We start from the raw sequence: 14511 nt of genomic DNA, 5'->3' as shown, positions 1-14511 counted from the left end.
CCTTTTAGGTTAAGTTAGAAAGGGCGCACGGTGAATGCCTTGGCACTAGGAGCCGATGAAGGACGGGACTAACACCGATATGCTTCGGGGAGCTGTAAGTAAGCTTTGATCCGGAGATTTCCGAATGGGGAAACCCACTGCTCGTAATGGAGCAGTATCTTTACCTGAATACATAGGGTATTGATGGCAGACCCGGGGAACTGAAACATCTAAGTACCCGGAGGAAGAGAAAGCAAACGCGATTCCCTAAGTAGCGGCGAGCGAAACGGGATTAGCCCAAACCAAGAGGCTTGCCTCTTGGGGTTGTAGGACACTCAACATGGAGTTACAAAGGAACGGGGTAGATGAAGCGGTCTGGAAAGGCCCGTCATAGAAGGTAAAAGCCCTGTAGTTGAAACTTCGTTCCCTCCTGAGTGGATCCTGAGTACGGCCGGACACGTGAAATCCGGTCGGAAGCAGGGAGGACCATCTCCCAAGGCTAAATACTCCCTAGTGACCGATAGTGAACCAGTACCGTGAGGGAAAGGTGAAAAGCACCCCGGAAGGGGAGTGAAATAGTTCCTGAAACCGTGTGCCTACAAGTAGTTAGAGCCCGTTAATGGGTGATAGCGTGCCTTTTGTAGAATGAACCGGCGAGTTACGATTACATGCAAGGTTAAGTTGAAGAGACGGAGCCGCAGCGAAAGCGAGTCTGAATAGGGCGAATTAGTATGTGGTCGTAGACCCGAAACCAGGTGATCTACCCATGTCCAGGGTGAAGTCCAGGTAACACTGGATGGAGGCCCGAACCCACGCACGTTGAAAAGTGCGGGGATGAGGTGTGGGTAGCGGAGAAATTCCAATCGAACTTGGAGATAGCTGGTTCTCTCCGAAATAGCTTTAGGGCTAGCCTCACGTAGTTAGAGTCTTGGAGGTAGAGCACTGTTTGGACTAGGGGCCCTCATCGGGTTACCGAATTCAGACAAACTCCGAATGCCAAAGACTTATCCGTGGGAGTCAGACTGCGAGTGATAAGATCCGTAGTCAAAAGGGAAACAGCCCAGACCACCAGCTAAGGTCCCAAAGTATACGTTAAGTGGAAAAGGATGTGGAGTTGCTTAGACAACCAGGATGTTGGCTTAGAAGCAGCCACCATTTAAAGAGTGCGTAATAGCTCACTGGTCGAGTGACTCTGCGCCGAAAATGTACCGGGGCTAAACGTATCACCGAAGCTGTGGATTGACACCGTTGGTGTCAGTGGTAGGAGAGCGTTCTAAGGGCGTTGAAGCTAGACCGTAAGGACTGGTGGAGCGCTTAGAAGTGAGAATGCCGGTATGAGTAGCGAAAGATGAGTGAGAATCTCATCCACCGAATGCCTAAGGTTTCCTGAGGAAGGCTCGTCCGCTCAGGGTTAGTCGGGACCTAAGCCGAGGCCGAAAGGCGTAGGCGATGGACAACAGGTTGATATTCCTGTACCACCTCTTTATCGTTTGAGTGATGGGGGGACGCAGGAGGATAGGGTAAGCGCACTGTTGGATATGTGCGTCTAAGCAGTTAGGCTGAGAAGCAGGAAAATCCGCTTCTCGTGTGTGCTGAGCTGTGACAGCGAGGGAAATATAGTACCGAAGTTCCTGATTCCACACTGCCAAGAAAAGCCTCTAGCGAGATAAAAGGTGCCCGTACCGCAAACCGACACAGGTAGGCGAGGAGAGAATCCTAAGGTGAGCGAGAGAACTCTCGTTAAGGAACTCGGCAAAATGACCCCGTAACTTCGGGAGAAGGGGTGCTCTTTGGGGTTCATAGCCTCGAAGAGCCGCAGTGAATAGGCCCAGGCGACTGTTTAGCAAAAACACAGGTCTCTGCGAAGCCGCAAGGCGAAGTATAGGGGCTGACGCCTGCCCGGTGCTGGAAGGTTAAGAGGAGGGGTTAGCTCACGCGAAGCTCTGAATCGAAGCCCCAGTAAACGGCGGCCGTAACTATAACGGTCCTAAGGTAGCGAAATTCCTTGTCGGGTAAGTTCCGACCCGCACGAAAGGCGTAACGATCTGGGCACTGTCTCAACGAGAGACTCGGTGAAATTATAGTACCTGTGAAGATGCAGGTTACCCGCGACAGGACGGAAAGACCCCGTGGAGCTTTACTGTAGCCTGATATTGAATTTTGGTACAGCTTGTACAGGATAGGTAGGAGCCTGAGAAGCCGGAGCGCCAGCTTCGGTGGAGGCGTCGGTGGGATACTACCCTGGCTGTATTGAAATTCTAACCCGCACCCCTTATCGGGGTGGGAGACAGTGTCAGGTGGGCAGTTTGACTGGGGCGGTCGCCTCCTAAAGAGTAACGGAGGCGCCCAAAGGTTCCCTCAGAATGGTTGGAAATCATTCGTAGAGTGTAAAGGCACAAGGGAGCTTGACTGCGAGACCTACAAGTCGAGCAGGGACGAAAGTCGGGCTTAGTGATCCGGTGGTTCCGCATGGAAGGGCCATCGCTCAACGGATAAAAGCTACCCCGGGGATAACAGGCTTATCTCCCCCAAGAGTCCACATCGACGGGGAGGTTTGGCACCTCGATGTCGGCTCATCGCATCCTGGGGCTGTAGTCGGTCCCAAGGGTTGGGCTGTTCGCCCATTAAAGCGGTACGCGAGCTGGGTTCAGAACGTCGTGAGACAGTTCGGTCCCTATCCGTCGTGGGCGCAGGAAATTTGAGAGGAGCTGTCCTTAGTACGAGAGGACCGGGATGGACGCACCGCTGGTGTACCAGTTGTCTTGCCAAAGGCATCGCTGGGTAGCTATGTGCGGACGGGATAAGTGCTGAAAGCATCTAAGCATGAAGCCCCCCTCAAGATGAGATTTCCCATAGCGTCAAGCTAGTAAGATCCCTGAAAGATGATCAGGTTGATAGGTCAGAGGTGGAAGCGTGGCGACATGTGGAGCTGACTGATACTAATCGATCGAGGACTTAACCATAGTCTAAAGCGAATAACTCGTTTTTATAAAGTTTCTTCTACATTATCTAGTTTTGAGAGAGCGATCTTTCAATTAAATAGTCTGGCAATTAAGGCGAGAAGGTCACACCCGTTCCCATACCGAACACGGAAGTTAAGCTTCTCAGCGCCGATGGTAGTTGGGGCTTTGCCCCTGTGAGAGTAGGACGTTGCCAGGCATGTTTAGGACAATCCGGAAGGATTGTCCTTTTGTGTGTTCTAAGAAATTATAGATTTACTACTTGTAAATAACTTTTTACAGGGTTAGATACGTCCAGCTCCAGCGCCTAGCCCCTCGAGGTCATAAGTCAATCCGTCTAAAAGGTTAAAGAGCAACCTTTCAGCCGTCTTGTCTTATGCTTGTCGGAGCTAACCAAGGCGCTTGCGCTTTTGTTCTTTTACCTCATAAGAAATTGAAAGATTAAAAATGGCCCCTTTTTCATTGTGATTTCTAGGAAAGATTTAATAAATGGATAATCCCGGTTGGGCATCATCTTTGTTAACTCACTCCACCATTCGGTTTCATAACGGGCAATCATACTTAGGTTATATAACAACAGATAGTGAACGAGCAGCTCTGGAAATTGGACAAAACTCCCTTTAACGAGTGGGATTGTGTAACTACTGTTCTCTAAGTTAAAGTGTAATGGTGAGATTTCAAAAGAAAAGTTCTCATTGATACAAAAGGCAAGCTCCCCATTAATAAACTCCGCACTATTTTTGAATTTTGAGGTAAAAAACTCCTTAAATCTGCTCTCTGTCATATGATAGTGATCCAATACATACTCTGGGATAATCAATTTATTATCCTGTTGAGCTAAATTTGCAAAGGTCTTTTTTCCTTCTACGATAAAGAATAAATCATTTAATTCAGGTATAAGCTGTAATAATTCTTCCATAATGACTTTTTCCCCTTCTAATTGTTTCATGTGAAACATTTTTTCCGACATAAAGGGAAAGAGACCATTTTTTTGAAACTTTACTTCATCATGGAAAAAAAGATAATTTTGCTTTTTTCTTTTCCTAGTGGATACGCCATGCGCCAATACAGCAGTTGTTTCCGGATAGGAAGGATCTATGGTTAAGATACAGGCTTTAATTAAATGGACAAGTCCATAGAAAAGTAAAATTGGTTTTAAAATGAGTGGAGCCTTTTCTGCTTGATCATAATATATTTGCCCATGTTCGAGATAATAGAGAAAGGCATATCCATTTTCATAGCTTTTTTGGTCTGGATTATCAACATTTCGCTTTTGGTAGCAGGTTTTTAGATACTTTTGACAGTAGTCAGCTGAAAAAAAACAAGAAAAATTTTCCCAATCTTTATAGTTAATTATCAAATTATCACCTTTTTCAGAAAAATCAATTAAATATTTATTCCTTGACAGTATTTTGTCCAATTGTTAAAGTACAAATAATATTTTTTGTCCTGGAGGGCTGTTAAAAATGTGGGAAAATAAATTTGCAAAAGAAGGTCTAACGTTTGATGATGTTTTGTTAATTCCGGGTAAATCAGAGATACTGCCCAAAGATGTCAACTTGCAAGTAGAATTATCGCCAAGTGTGAAACTTAATATTCCAATTATCAGTGCTGGAATGGACACCGTAACAGAATCAGAAATGGCTATTTCTATTGCCCGCCAAGGCGGCTTAGGGATCATTCACAAGAATATGACGATTGAACAGCAGGCAGAACAAGTAGAAAAAGTCAAAAGGTCGGAAAGCGGAGTTATAACTGATCCCTTTTTCCTAACCCCTGAACACCAAGTGTTTGACGCAGAACATTTGATGGGTAAGTACCGAATTTCTGGTGTCCCAATTGTCAACAATATGCAGGATCAAAGGCTAATCGGAATCATTACCAATCGTGACCTCCGTTTTATTCAGGATCAAGATTATTCTTTTAAAATCTCAGATGTCATGACAAAAGAAAATCTTGTAACAGCCCCAGTTGGGACCACATTAAAAGAAGCCGAAAAGATTCTTCAAAAGCATAAGATTGAAAAGCTTCCTCTTGTAAATGAAGACGGCGTATTAAAAGGATTAATTACGATTAAAGATATTGAAAAAGTAATCGAATTTCCCAACTCTGCAAAAGACAGACAAGGGCGTCTACTTGCTGGGGGAGCTGTAGGTGTAACAAAGGATACAATGAAGCGTGTTGAGGCTTTAGTAGCGGCAAATGTTGATGCCATTGTTATTGATACGGCTCACGGACATTCTAAAGGTGTTCTAGACATGGTTAAGGAAATTAGAAGTGCATATCCTGACTTAACCATCATTGCTGGGAATGTCGCCACAGCTGAAGCGACAAAGGACCTAATTGAAGCTGGTGCCGATGTTGTAAAGGTTGGAATTGGACCTGGTTCCATTTGTACAACACGAGTAGTAGCAGGGGTAGGGGTACCGCAAATAACAGCTGTTTATGATTGTGCAACAGAAGCGATGAAGCATGGGAAAACGATTATAGCTGATGGCGGGATTAAATATTCAGGAGATATCGTAAAAGCCTTGGCAGCGGGCGGACATGCAGTTATGCTTGGAAGCTTATTGGCCGGAGTATCTGAGAGTCCTGGAGAAACAGAAATCTTCCAAGGGCGCCGCTTTAAGGTCTATAGAGGAATGGGTTCAGTCGCAGCAATGGAAAAGGGATCTAAGGACCGATATTTCCAAGAGGATAATAAAAAGTTTGTTCCAGAAGGAATTGAAGGACGGATTCCATATAAAGGACCTTTAGCCGAGACAATTTATCAGCTTATTGGCGGCATAAGGTCAGGTATGGGCTATTGCGGGACAAAAGATCTTCATGATTTAAGAACAAAAGCACAATTTATTAAAATGACAGGTGCAGGTTTAAAGGAAAGTCATCCACATGATGTTCAAATTACCAAAGAGGCACCAAATTATTCGTTATAAATTTTCTAACAGAGAGGTTATACTCTCTGTTTTTTTATTATGAAAAATTTCCTATTAAATTTTAAGGAAATTTTAATCATATGCCAAAGAATGGTTCGATGCTCATTCTATGATTTACTATGCAGGTATGATAAAATATTCAAAGTGTATAAATTCCTTGGAGGGCGTGTAATAGTGAACAAACATCTTTATCGAAAATATATTGTCAGCGCATTGGCAATGATTATGTTTTTAAGTGTTTTTGCTGGTGTAAATAAGGCCCATGCAGAAGCAGCTTTAAATGTGAATGCAGATGGAGCCATTTTAGTAGATGGAAAAACAGGTAAAGTTTTATATGAAAAAAATGCTGATAGTCTACTAGGAATTGCTAGTATGACGAAAATGATGACTGAATATATCTTACTGGATTCAGTAAAAAAGGGAAAAGTGAAATGGGACCAAGAGTATAGGGTAAGTGATCTTGTCTATAAAATCTCTCAGCGCCGCGATCTTTCAAATGTACCATTACGGGCAGATGGCACCTATAAAGTGCGAGAATTATATGAAGCAATGGCGATATACTCTGCCAACGCTGCCACCATCGCGATTGCAGAAATTATCGGTGGTTCAGAAACAAACTTTATAAAAATGATGAATGAAAAAGCGAAAGAACTAGGCTTAAAGGATTATAAATTTGTTAACTCAACAGGTTTAAATAATCGTGACTACAAAGGTTTGCACCCAAAAGGAACAGGTTCTGAGGATGAAAATGTAATGTCATCCCGCGCAGTTGCAACATTAGCTTTTCATTTAATTAATGATTTTCCTGATGTATTAAAGACAGCCAGCACACCGAAAAAGGTCTTTCGTGAAGGAACAACGGATCAAATTAATATGATTAACTGGAACTGGATGCTTCCATCACTAGATTATGGTTACCAGGGGATGGACGGGCTTAAAACAGGGACAACTGATTTTGCAGGCTATTGCTTTACCGGAACAGCGAGCCGTGATGGAAAACGATTTATTACTGTCGTGCAAAATGCAAAGGATGGCTCTGGGCAACAAGGTGGATATAAAGCACGCTTTGAAGAAACTAGAAAAATGTTGGATTATGCATTTAGTAATTATACGAATGTCAAACTTGTTCCAAAGCACTACCAAGTAAAAGGGCAGAAAACATTACCAGTCCTTAAAGGTAAAGAGGATCAAGTAAAGATTTACACCAAATCAGCGATTAATATGACTGTTCTAAATGGTGAAGAGAAAAACTATCAACCGGTTCTTGTTTTAGATAAAAATGAGGTTAACAAAAAGGGTGAATTGATTGCACCGATTAAAAAAGGAGAAAAGATCGGTTATGTGACCTTAAAACCAAAGAATAATGAAAAGGTTAGCTTCTTAACTGCTGAGGGACAGAAGAAAGCACAAGCAGATGTTGTGGCTGCTCAGGATGTTGAAAAAGCCAACTGGTTTGTCTTAATGATGCGAGGCATAGGTAATTTCTTTGGGGATGTATTTCATGGAATCGGGACAACTATAAAAGGTTGGTTTTAATTAGAAAAGCGTAACGTCTAAATGCTTGAACTAGACTACTACAAGGTAATCATTATAAGAAGGATTCTTGTCTTGACAGGAATCCTCTTTTGTTGCTTTAATGCCATTAAACCATAGCTCAAAAATTCAAACCCTTATCCTACCCGGCAACACATCTCATTTGGCAGACAAGTCAATAGCTTCGAGGCCGACCTCACGATCAATGGTGTAGCAGATCGTTTTCCTGCTGTGTTCATCCGTGTGCCGCACATCGTTGAGGCGGGAGAGAATGTTGAAATTTTGCCCAAGCATAATGACCGCATCGTCGCCGCGCGGGAAGGACAATTTCTTGGCTGTTCATTCCATCTGGAATAAACCGAAAACCATGCCATTACAGCCTACTTTGTCGAAATGGTGAAGGAAGCAAAAGCCAAACAATTTGTTTAATTCGGTTGCATTTGGTTCATAATTATAGTAAATTATAAAACAAATCAATAATGAAAAAAGCAATGAGAGGAACTAGTAACAAGAACCTCACACTAAAGAGAGCCGGTGTCTGGTGTAAACCGGTGTGTGATCCTTGCGAATCCCTCCTCGAGCAAGGTATGGAACGCCTGTTTGGTTAGTAAGTACTTTCGGTAAAAACCGTTACAGTTTTTCGAGGTGGGCAGCCTATGCTGTCAACCAGGGTGGTATCGCGACTAACTCTCGTCCCTGTTTTTGGGGCGGGAGTTTTTTTATTTTAGGCTCTGTTAAACGATATTGTTGTTTTTTATACTCTGTTGATTGGAGCGGAAAGCGCTCGACTCCTGCGGGAGTACGGGGCAGGGGAGACCCCACAGGCGCTTTCAGCGCCGAGGAGGCTCCCCGGCACGCCCGCGGAAAGCGAGAGCCTGGAGCGGAAATCAACAGCGATATTTAACAGAGCCTTATTTTAAAGTGATATCACCAATTAGCGGGTCCCATTAGCGGATAGGGTCGGGAGTCGGATAGTTTTTAAATTAATAAAAGGAGTGTCAACAGATGTTAGATATCAAAGTATTAAGAGCAAACTTTGCTGAAGTAAAAGAAAAGCTTCAGTACCGGGGGGAAGATTTAACGGATTTAGGCCGGTTTGAGGATCTGGATGTAAAAAGACGCGAACTAATCGTTGAAACAGAAAAATTAAAGAGCCGAAAAAATGAAGTTTCACAGCAAGTGGCCGCACTAAAGCGCGAAAAAAAGGATGCCGATCATTTAATTACGGAGATGCGTGAAGTTGGCGATCAAATAAAAGTCTTAGACGAGGAACTGCGCGGTGTCGAAGAGACATTAGAGCTATTACTACTAAGTATTCCAAATATTCCACATGAAAGTGTTCCAATCGGAGAAACAGAGGATGATAATGTTGAAATCAGAAAATGGGGCCAAGTCCGTGAATTTGATTTTGAAGCAAAGCCGCACTGGGACGTTGCAGACGAACTAGGGATCCTTGATTTCGAGCGGGCAGGAAAGGTTACCGGAAGCCGCTTTGTCTTTTATAAGGGACTTGGAGCCCGCTTAGAAAGGGCCTTAATCAGCTTCATGTTAGACCTTCATGTGGATGAGCATGGCTACACAGAAATATTACCTCCTTACCTAGTCAATCGAACAAGTATGACAGGAACAGGGCAGCTGCCAAAGTTTGAAGAAGATGCCTTCTTAATTGAAAATGAAGATTATTTCCTCATTCCTACCGCTGAGGTGCCAGTCACAAACTACCACCGTGATGAAATTTTAAGCGGTGAAGACCTTCCAATTCGTTTTGCTGCTTATAGTGCTTGTTTCCGATCTGAAGCAGGTTCTGCAGGACGCGATACAAGAGGACTGATCCGCCAGCATCAATTTAATAAGGTTGAGCTTGTAAAGTTTGTGAAACCCGAAGATTCTTATGAGGAGCTAGAAAAGTTGACCCATGATGCGGAACGTGTGTTACAGCTGCTTGAGCTGCCATACCGTGTGTTAAGCATGTGTACAGGGGATCTTGGCTTTACTGCTGCGAAAAAATACGATATTGAAGTATGGATTCCAAGTTACGGAACATATCGGGAGATTTCTTCTTGCAGTAACTTTGAGGCATTCCAGGCCAGACGGGCCAATATCCGTTTCCGTCGTGATCCAAAGGCAAAGCCAGAGCATGTTCATACCCTAAACGGATCTGGTCTTGCGATTGGCCGCACGGTGGCTGCAATCCTAGAAAATTATCAGCAAGCAGACGGCAGTGTCATCATTCCGACGGCCCTACGACCATATATGGGCAATCGCGAAGTCATTAAACCTTTGTAAATTTTAAAAAAGAATTGTATTTAAAAGATTTTTCCGGGCAATCTAAATTTGTCCGGAAAAGTTAGTTATTCTATTTGACATTGTCATCTATGTATGATAAATTATCATTTGTCGATACGGAGGAATACCCAAGTCCGGCTGAAGGGATCGGTCTTGAAAACCGACAGGCGGGTTAAACCGCGCGGGGGTTCGAATCCCTCTTCCTCCGCCATCATTTTTAATAAATCACGCGCATAAAAACTGGAGATAAAAATCCGCTGCAATTTACTTGCAGCGGATTTTTTTTGCCTAAGCCTTTATATAGAAAAAAGCACAGATCGGTTTAACCAATCTGTGCTTTTTCGATTTTTAATATTTCATTTAATTTCTCTTCGACGGCATTAGAAACCTTGATTGCATCCGCCTTGCTTTTGACAACATCTGTATGATCCATATCAATGACAAGTACTTCACTGGCAGCATACTGATTCAAGACCCATTCGTCGTAACCCTTCCACACTTCGAAATAGTACTCCTTTAGTTCCGGGTTAATTTCAAAGCTTCTGCCACGCGCCATAATCCGATCAATGACTGTATCAAAGGAACCTTTTAAGTAAACCATTAAATCCGGTGCCTTTTTAGGAAGTTCATTTAATTCTTCCATCATATTATCAACAAGGTCTTCATATATTTTGAATTCCAGGTCTGAAATCCGGCCTAAGTTTTTATTTACATAAGCAAAATACCAATCTTCATAAATTGAACGGTCTTGAATCGTATAGATCGGTTCACGCCAATTAATACATTCTTTAACCGTTTTAAACCGTTTGTTTAAAAAGAATAACTGCAGGAGGAAAGGAATTCTTCTGGAATCTAGTTCCTCAGGTGTTAGTTCATAGTAAAGGGGAAGAATCGGATTATCATCAACCGTTTCATAAAATACCTTACTTTCAATTCCTTTAGTTTTAAAGTGTGCATTCAATGTATCCGCCACACTTGTTTTTCCTAGACCAATCATACCACCAATAACGATACTCACTAACATCCCCCGTTCAATAATATGTTGTTTGCCCAGCTGTTTTCTTGTAAGGAAGTGGATAGCTTTTGAAAAATATAATTTAAATCCTGTTCACTCTGTACAAAATCCAACTCATCACCGCTAAAGCGAAGAACTGGAATCTCCGGATGTTTCTTTTCAAAAGCAGTTATCGTATTTTCATAGTCAAGAGAGAGCTGCTCTAAATATAAAGGACTAATATTTTTCTCTACTTCGCGTCCTCTTTTTTTAATTCGTTTCAAAAGTGTGTCGAGGCTTGCATTTAGATAAATAATGACATTCGGCTTCGGCATATCTTCTGTTAGAATTTGATAAATCTTTAAGTATTTTTTATACTCTTCATTATTTAAAGTCCGTTCGGCAAAGATCAGATTCTTTAAAATATGATAGTCTGCCACAACAGGCCTATTTTGACTTAAGAAATGGGTATTGATATCTCCTAATTGCTTATAGCGATTACAGAGAAAGAACATCTCTGTTTGAAAACTCCATTCCTCTATATTTTCGTAGAATTTCCCCAAAAATGGATTTTCATCAACTATCTCTTTTAGTAAAGCAAAATTGAACTTTTCTGAAATGGCTTTTGCGAGAGATGTTTTTCCTACACCAATCGGCCCTTCAACGGTAATAAAGGGTGTATCCCCCATTGCAAGTCCTCCTTCTCCAACTGCTCGTACATCTATGCTATCTTATGATAAGTTTTTACCTAACCTTACCGTAGTACATGTGGTTATACGTTCTCTTAATAATGACGCAAAGAATATTTTATCATAATCTGTCGAAGGAAGGGATATGGAAAATTTTCAAGCTGGATGTTTTATGTCAAATATATGAAAAAACTGCCGAATGAAGGCAGTTTTTGTAGAATGGTAATTTTTATATTCCTGTTATGAGGCTTTTTACGAACCCCGTTTCGTTACATTGAAATTGTCCACAATCAACAGCCAATTCTGTGGGAAGGCTAAGCCCAGTTTCCAATAGCTCATTCCTCTAAGATTAAGCTCCTTGATTAAATCAAACTTTGCCTGGATAGAACGGGCATCTTCAAACCAGACCTCATGCTGTTTACCATCACCAGCAGTATACCGAAAATGAGGAGCTTGCGCTCTTGTATCATATTCGATCGGGACATTATGTGTGGCGGCAAGCTGAATCGCCTGCTGCGGGCTCACCGCTTTTGCGATTGTTCCTTGAACAAAGGGAAGTGTCCAGTCATAGCCATAAAGGTTTTGCCCCATTAAAATTTTATTCGACGGCATTTCAGTAATCGCGTATTCAAGAACTCTTCTAACCTGTTCAATTGGTGATACAGCCATGGCAGGGCCGCCGCTGTATCCCCATTCATAGGTCATTATTACGACAAAGTCTGAGATCTCCCCATGAGCTCGATAGTCGTGGGCCTCATACCATTTTCCTTTTTGAGTTGCACTTGTTTTTGGGGCAAGGGCAGTCGACATGAGCCAGCCTTCCCTGCTAAATCTTTGTTTAGCCTTTCGTAAAAAGTTGTTGTAGGCTTCTCTGTCGGCTGGCCGCAAAAACTCAAAATCAAAATGAATGTCACGGAATCCATATCTATTGGCAGTTGCAACAATATTATTAAGGAACCGCTCCTGGATAGCGAGATCATTCAGTAAAATACGACCAAGTTCATCACTAAATTGATCATTCTCCTGGTTGTTAATGACCATCATTAAGACGTTTCGATTGGCTCTGGCTATTGCTGGAAAATTATTTAGTAAGGGTTCTTTTAAAGTCCCATCGCGGCGGGCCTGGAAGCTAAAAGGGGCAAGATAGGTTAGATAAGGTGCGGCTTCCCGTGCGCTCGTCTCTAAAGCAGGGGCAACAGTGGTACCGCGCGGTTCAACATAGGCGTTAAACTCAGCATTTCTTTTGGCCCCTTGGGGAATATAGAGACGGAAACCTACATTCAAAGGCTGGTTGATATTTATACGATTCACGCTTGCCAATTGTTGAGGAGAAACGCCGAACTTACGACCTATAGAATAAAGGGAATCTCCAGATTGAACGAAATAAAAATGGCCGATAATGGGAATAACAATCGATTGCCCAATGACAAGATTATTTGGATTGGGCAGATCGTTTGCCTCAACAATGTCTTGTACAGTTGTATGATAAGTCCTTGCAATCGTTGTTAAACTTTCATTCCTCTTTATTACATGGATTTGCATCCTTATCCCTCCCTGAAACATACGCTAAAGCTATTCTATGAGGGAGGGCGGATTTACATGATACACTTTTGGTAAATCCTGCGAGGATTTAATATCTGCCTTTAAGACATTTTTCATCATCGTTAAAGCATATTGGTTATCTTGATCATCTGTCGAGGCAATACAATTTTTAGGGATATATAGCTTGTATTCACGCATATAGGCGTCGTTTGCTGTAAATAGGACACAGATATTGCCCGCAATTCCTGCTATAATAAGGGTGTTTACTTTTAGCTGATGCAGTAAGGTATTTAAGGCAGTTCCGTAAAAGGCAGAGTGTTTCGGCTTTATTAAAAAGTAATCATTTTTATCCGGCAGCACTTTATCATAGATAGGCTCACTATATTGATTTCGGCAATGTTCGATAATGGTATGGTAATCTGCTTGCCATAAATTATAATGATCATTAATAAAGACAACAGGGAGCTGCTGTTGATTAAATTGATCCTTTAATTCTTTAATGGGCCCGGCAATTTTTAGTGCCTTTTCGGCAAGAATGTGGCCATGGATAAAATCAAAGTTATTGATCATGTCAATGATTAACAGGGCAGGACGTTCATTATTCAAACTGTCTCTCTCCTTTTTGTTTATTTTGGAGTAGCTAGGAAGTTTTTATCCTATCTCAAGGGATTTCAAACCTGTAATATTAAAATAATTAGGTGATAATTTGATAAATATCGAAGAAAACCAAGATGAATATTTTATGAAAGAAGCAATTAAGGAAGCAAAGAAAGCGGAAGAATTAAATGAAGTACCGATTGGTGCAGTACTGGTAATGAATAATGAAATTATTTCCCGGGCCCATAATTTAAGGGAGCTTGAGCAAAATGCAATTGCTCATGCAGAATTGCTAGCGATTGATCAGGCCTGCCGTTTTATCGGTTCTTGGCGATTAGAGGATTCAACCCTCTATGTCACGCTTGAGCCATGTCCTATGTGTGCAGGTGCGATTATATTATCAAGAGTGAAAAGGGTAGTGTATGGCGCGAGTGATCCTAAAGGAGGATGCGCGGGCACGCTCATGAATTTGTTACAGGATGATCGCTTCAATCATCAATGTGAAATCACTAAGGGTGTATTAGAATCCGAATGCGGGCAAATGCTCTCTGACTTTTTTCGAAGCATTAGAGATAGAAAAAAGCTTGCAAGACAAATGAAGAAAAATCAGGCCTTGGATAATTTACAGTAATTTACAAATTGATTAAGATTGCTTTTTTCCGTAAAGAGTTGTATATTTAAAAGGCGTCAGTTACGACGCATTAATATTTAGGTATCAATTTTGCCGTGCTAGGTGGGGAGGCAGCGGTGCCCTGTACCCGCAATCCGCTCTAGCGGGACTGAATCCCTTTCCCGAGGCTTATTGCCTGTAGGGTCTGCCTTAAGTAAGTGGTGTTGACGCCCGGGTCCTGCGCAATGGGAATCCATGAACCATGTCAGGTCCGGAAGGAAGCAGCATTAAGTGGACGCTCCCATGTGCCGCAGGGTTGCCTGGGCCGAGCTAACTGCTTAAGTAACGCTTATGGGCGTAAGTCGACGGAAGGTGCACGGCAGTA

General features: G+C 42.4%; 9 protein-coding genes, 1 tRNA gene, 2 rRNA genes, 1 other RNA gene, 1 pseudogene and 1 other annotated feature. Of the genes and pseudogenes, 9 read left to right on the top strand and 5 right to left on the bottom strand.

The window, feature by feature from the left end; genetic code table 11:
• Nucleotides 1-7: 7 nt before the first annotated feature.
• Both ACZ9EE_RS15990 and rrf read left to right on the top strand, forming a co-directional pair.
• Nucleotides 8-2942, top strand: a 23S ribosomal RNA gene (locus ACZ9EE_RS15990).
• An 80-nt stretch (nucleotides 2943-3022) separates the two neighbouring features.
• Nucleotides 3023-3138, top strand: a 5S ribosomal RNA gene (rrf, locus tag ACZ9EE_RS15985).
• 219 nt (nucleotides 3139-3357) lie between these two features.
• Here the strand turns inward: rrf and ACZ9EE_RS15980 are convergent.
• Complete coding sequence (locus tag ACZ9EE_RS15980; RefSeq protein ID WP_476032979.1) at nucleotides 3358-4299, bottom strand: YaaC family protein; 942 nt, start codon at nucleotides 4297-4299, stop codon at nucleotides 3358-3360.
• Between the two features lie 106 nt (nucleotides 4300-4405).
• On the opposite strand from ACZ9EE_RS15980, the gene guaB reads away from it, so the two are divergent.
• The 5 genes and pseudogenes from guaB (at nucleotide 4406) to ACZ9EE_RS15955 (ending at nucleotide 9905) form a co-directional block, all read left to right on the top strand.
• Nucleotides 4406-5875, top strand: coding sequence for an IMP dehydrogenase (gene guaB / locus ACZ9EE_RS15975; protein WP_476028494.1), 1470 nt, complete (start codon nucleotides 4406-4408; stop codon nucleotides 5873-5875).
• A gap of 219 nt (nucleotides 5876-6094) precedes the next feature.
• Entirely contained in the window at nucleotides 6095-7411 is a 1317-nt protein-coding gene (locus ACZ9EE_RS15970) for a serine hydrolase (RefSeq protein WP_476032978.1), read from the top strand.
• A 156-nt stretch (nucleotides 7412-7567) separates the two neighbouring features.
• Nucleotides 7568-7837: pseudogene (locus ACZ9EE_RS15965) on the top strand (type 1 glutamine amidotransferase family protein); the annotation flags it as partial.
• A 53-nt stretch (nucleotides 7838-7890) separates the two neighbouring features.
• Nucleotides 7891-8109 (top strand) — a binding site (T-box leader).
• A gap of 304 nt (nucleotides 8110-8413) precedes the next feature.
• Entirely contained in the window at nucleotides 8414-9694 is a 1281-nt protein-coding gene (gene serS / locus ACZ9EE_RS15960) for a serine--tRNA ligase (protein WP_476028492.1), read from the top strand.
• A gap of 118 nt (nucleotides 9695-9812) precedes the next feature.
• Nucleotides 9813-9905: transfer RNA gene (locus ACZ9EE_RS15955), tRNA-Ser, on the top strand.
• A 111-nt stretch (nucleotides 9906-10016) separates the two neighbouring features.
• Here the strand turns inward: ACZ9EE_RS15955 and ACZ9EE_RS15950 are convergent.
• The 4 genes from ACZ9EE_RS15950 to ACZ9EE_RS15935 all read right to left on the bottom strand — a co-directional run bounded on the left by ACZ9EE_RS15950 (nucleotide 10017) and on the right by ACZ9EE_RS15935 (nucleotide 13525).
• Nucleotides 10017-10712, bottom strand: a complete 696-nt coding sequence (locus tag ACZ9EE_RS15950; RefSeq protein WP_476028490.1) for a deoxynucleoside kinase — start codon at nucleotides 10710-10712, stop codon at nucleotides 10017-10019.
• Nucleotides 10712-11377: a deoxynucleoside kinase gene (locus ACZ9EE_RS15945; protein WP_476028488.1), complete on the bottom strand. Its 666-nt coding sequence runs from the start codon at nucleotides 11375-11377 to the stop codon at nucleotides 10712-10714. The genes ACZ9EE_RS15950 and ACZ9EE_RS15945 overlap by 1 nt, the downstream gene beginning before the upstream one ends.
• A 252-nt stretch (nucleotides 11378-11629) precedes the next feature.
• A complete protein-coding gene (locus ACZ9EE_RS15940; RefSeq protein WP_476028486.1) occupies nucleotides 11630-12919 on the bottom strand; it encodes a LysM peptidoglycan-binding domain-containing protein in 1290 nt (429 codons plus the stop codon).
• A 30-nt stretch (nucleotides 12920-12949) separates the two neighbouring features.
• Nucleotides 12950-13525, bottom strand: a complete 576-nt coding sequence (locus tag ACZ9EE_RS15935; RefSeq protein WP_476028484.1) for a cysteine hydrolase family protein — start codon at nucleotides 13523-13525, stop codon at nucleotides 12950-12952.
• Between the two features lie 109 nt (nucleotides 13526-13634).
• On the opposite strand from ACZ9EE_RS15935, the gene tadA reads away from it, so the two are divergent.
• Together tadA and ffs are read left to right on the top strand one after the other, a co-directional pair.
• Nucleotides 13635-14147, top strand: coding sequence for a tRNA adenosine(34) deaminase TadA (tadA, locus tag ACZ9EE_RS15930; RefSeq protein ID WP_476032977.1), 513 nt, complete (start codon nucleotides 13635-13637; stop codon nucleotides 14145-14147).
• A 93-nt stretch (nucleotides 14148-14240) separates the two neighbouring features.
• Nucleotides 14241-14506: signal recognition particle sRNA large type (gene ffs / locus ACZ9EE_RS15925), an RNA gene on the top strand.
• Nucleotides 14507-14511 lie beyond the last annotated feature (5 nt).

This window comes from Bacillus sp. URHA0034, assembly GCF_056280405.1.
The sequence above is the reverse complement of the archived record's forward strand: the minus strand, read 5'-3'. Positions and strand labels throughout refer to the sequence as shown.

Bases quoted from the DNA above. Each gene is read 5' to 3' on its own strand.
- serS (WP_476028492.1), top strand. From the start codon at position 8,414: ATGTTAGATATCAAAGTATTAAGAGCAAACTTTGCTGAAGTAAAAGAA.
- ACZ9EE_RS15970 (WP_476032978.1), top strand. From the start codon at position 6,095: ATGATTATGTTTTTAAGTGTTTTTGCTGGTGTAAATAAGGCCCATGCA.
- ACZ9EE_RS15945 (WP_476028488.1), bottom strand. From the start codon at position 11,377: ATGGGGGATACACCCTTTATTACCGTTGAAGGGCCGATTGGTGTAGGA.
- ACZ9EE_RS15940 (WP_476028486.1), bottom strand. From the start codon at position 12,919: ATGCAAATCCATGTAATAAAGAGGAATGAAAGTTTAACAACGATTGCA.
- guaB (WP_476028494.1), top strand. From the start codon at position 4,406: ATGTGGGAAAATAAATTTGCAAAAGAAGGTCTAACGTTTGATGATGTT.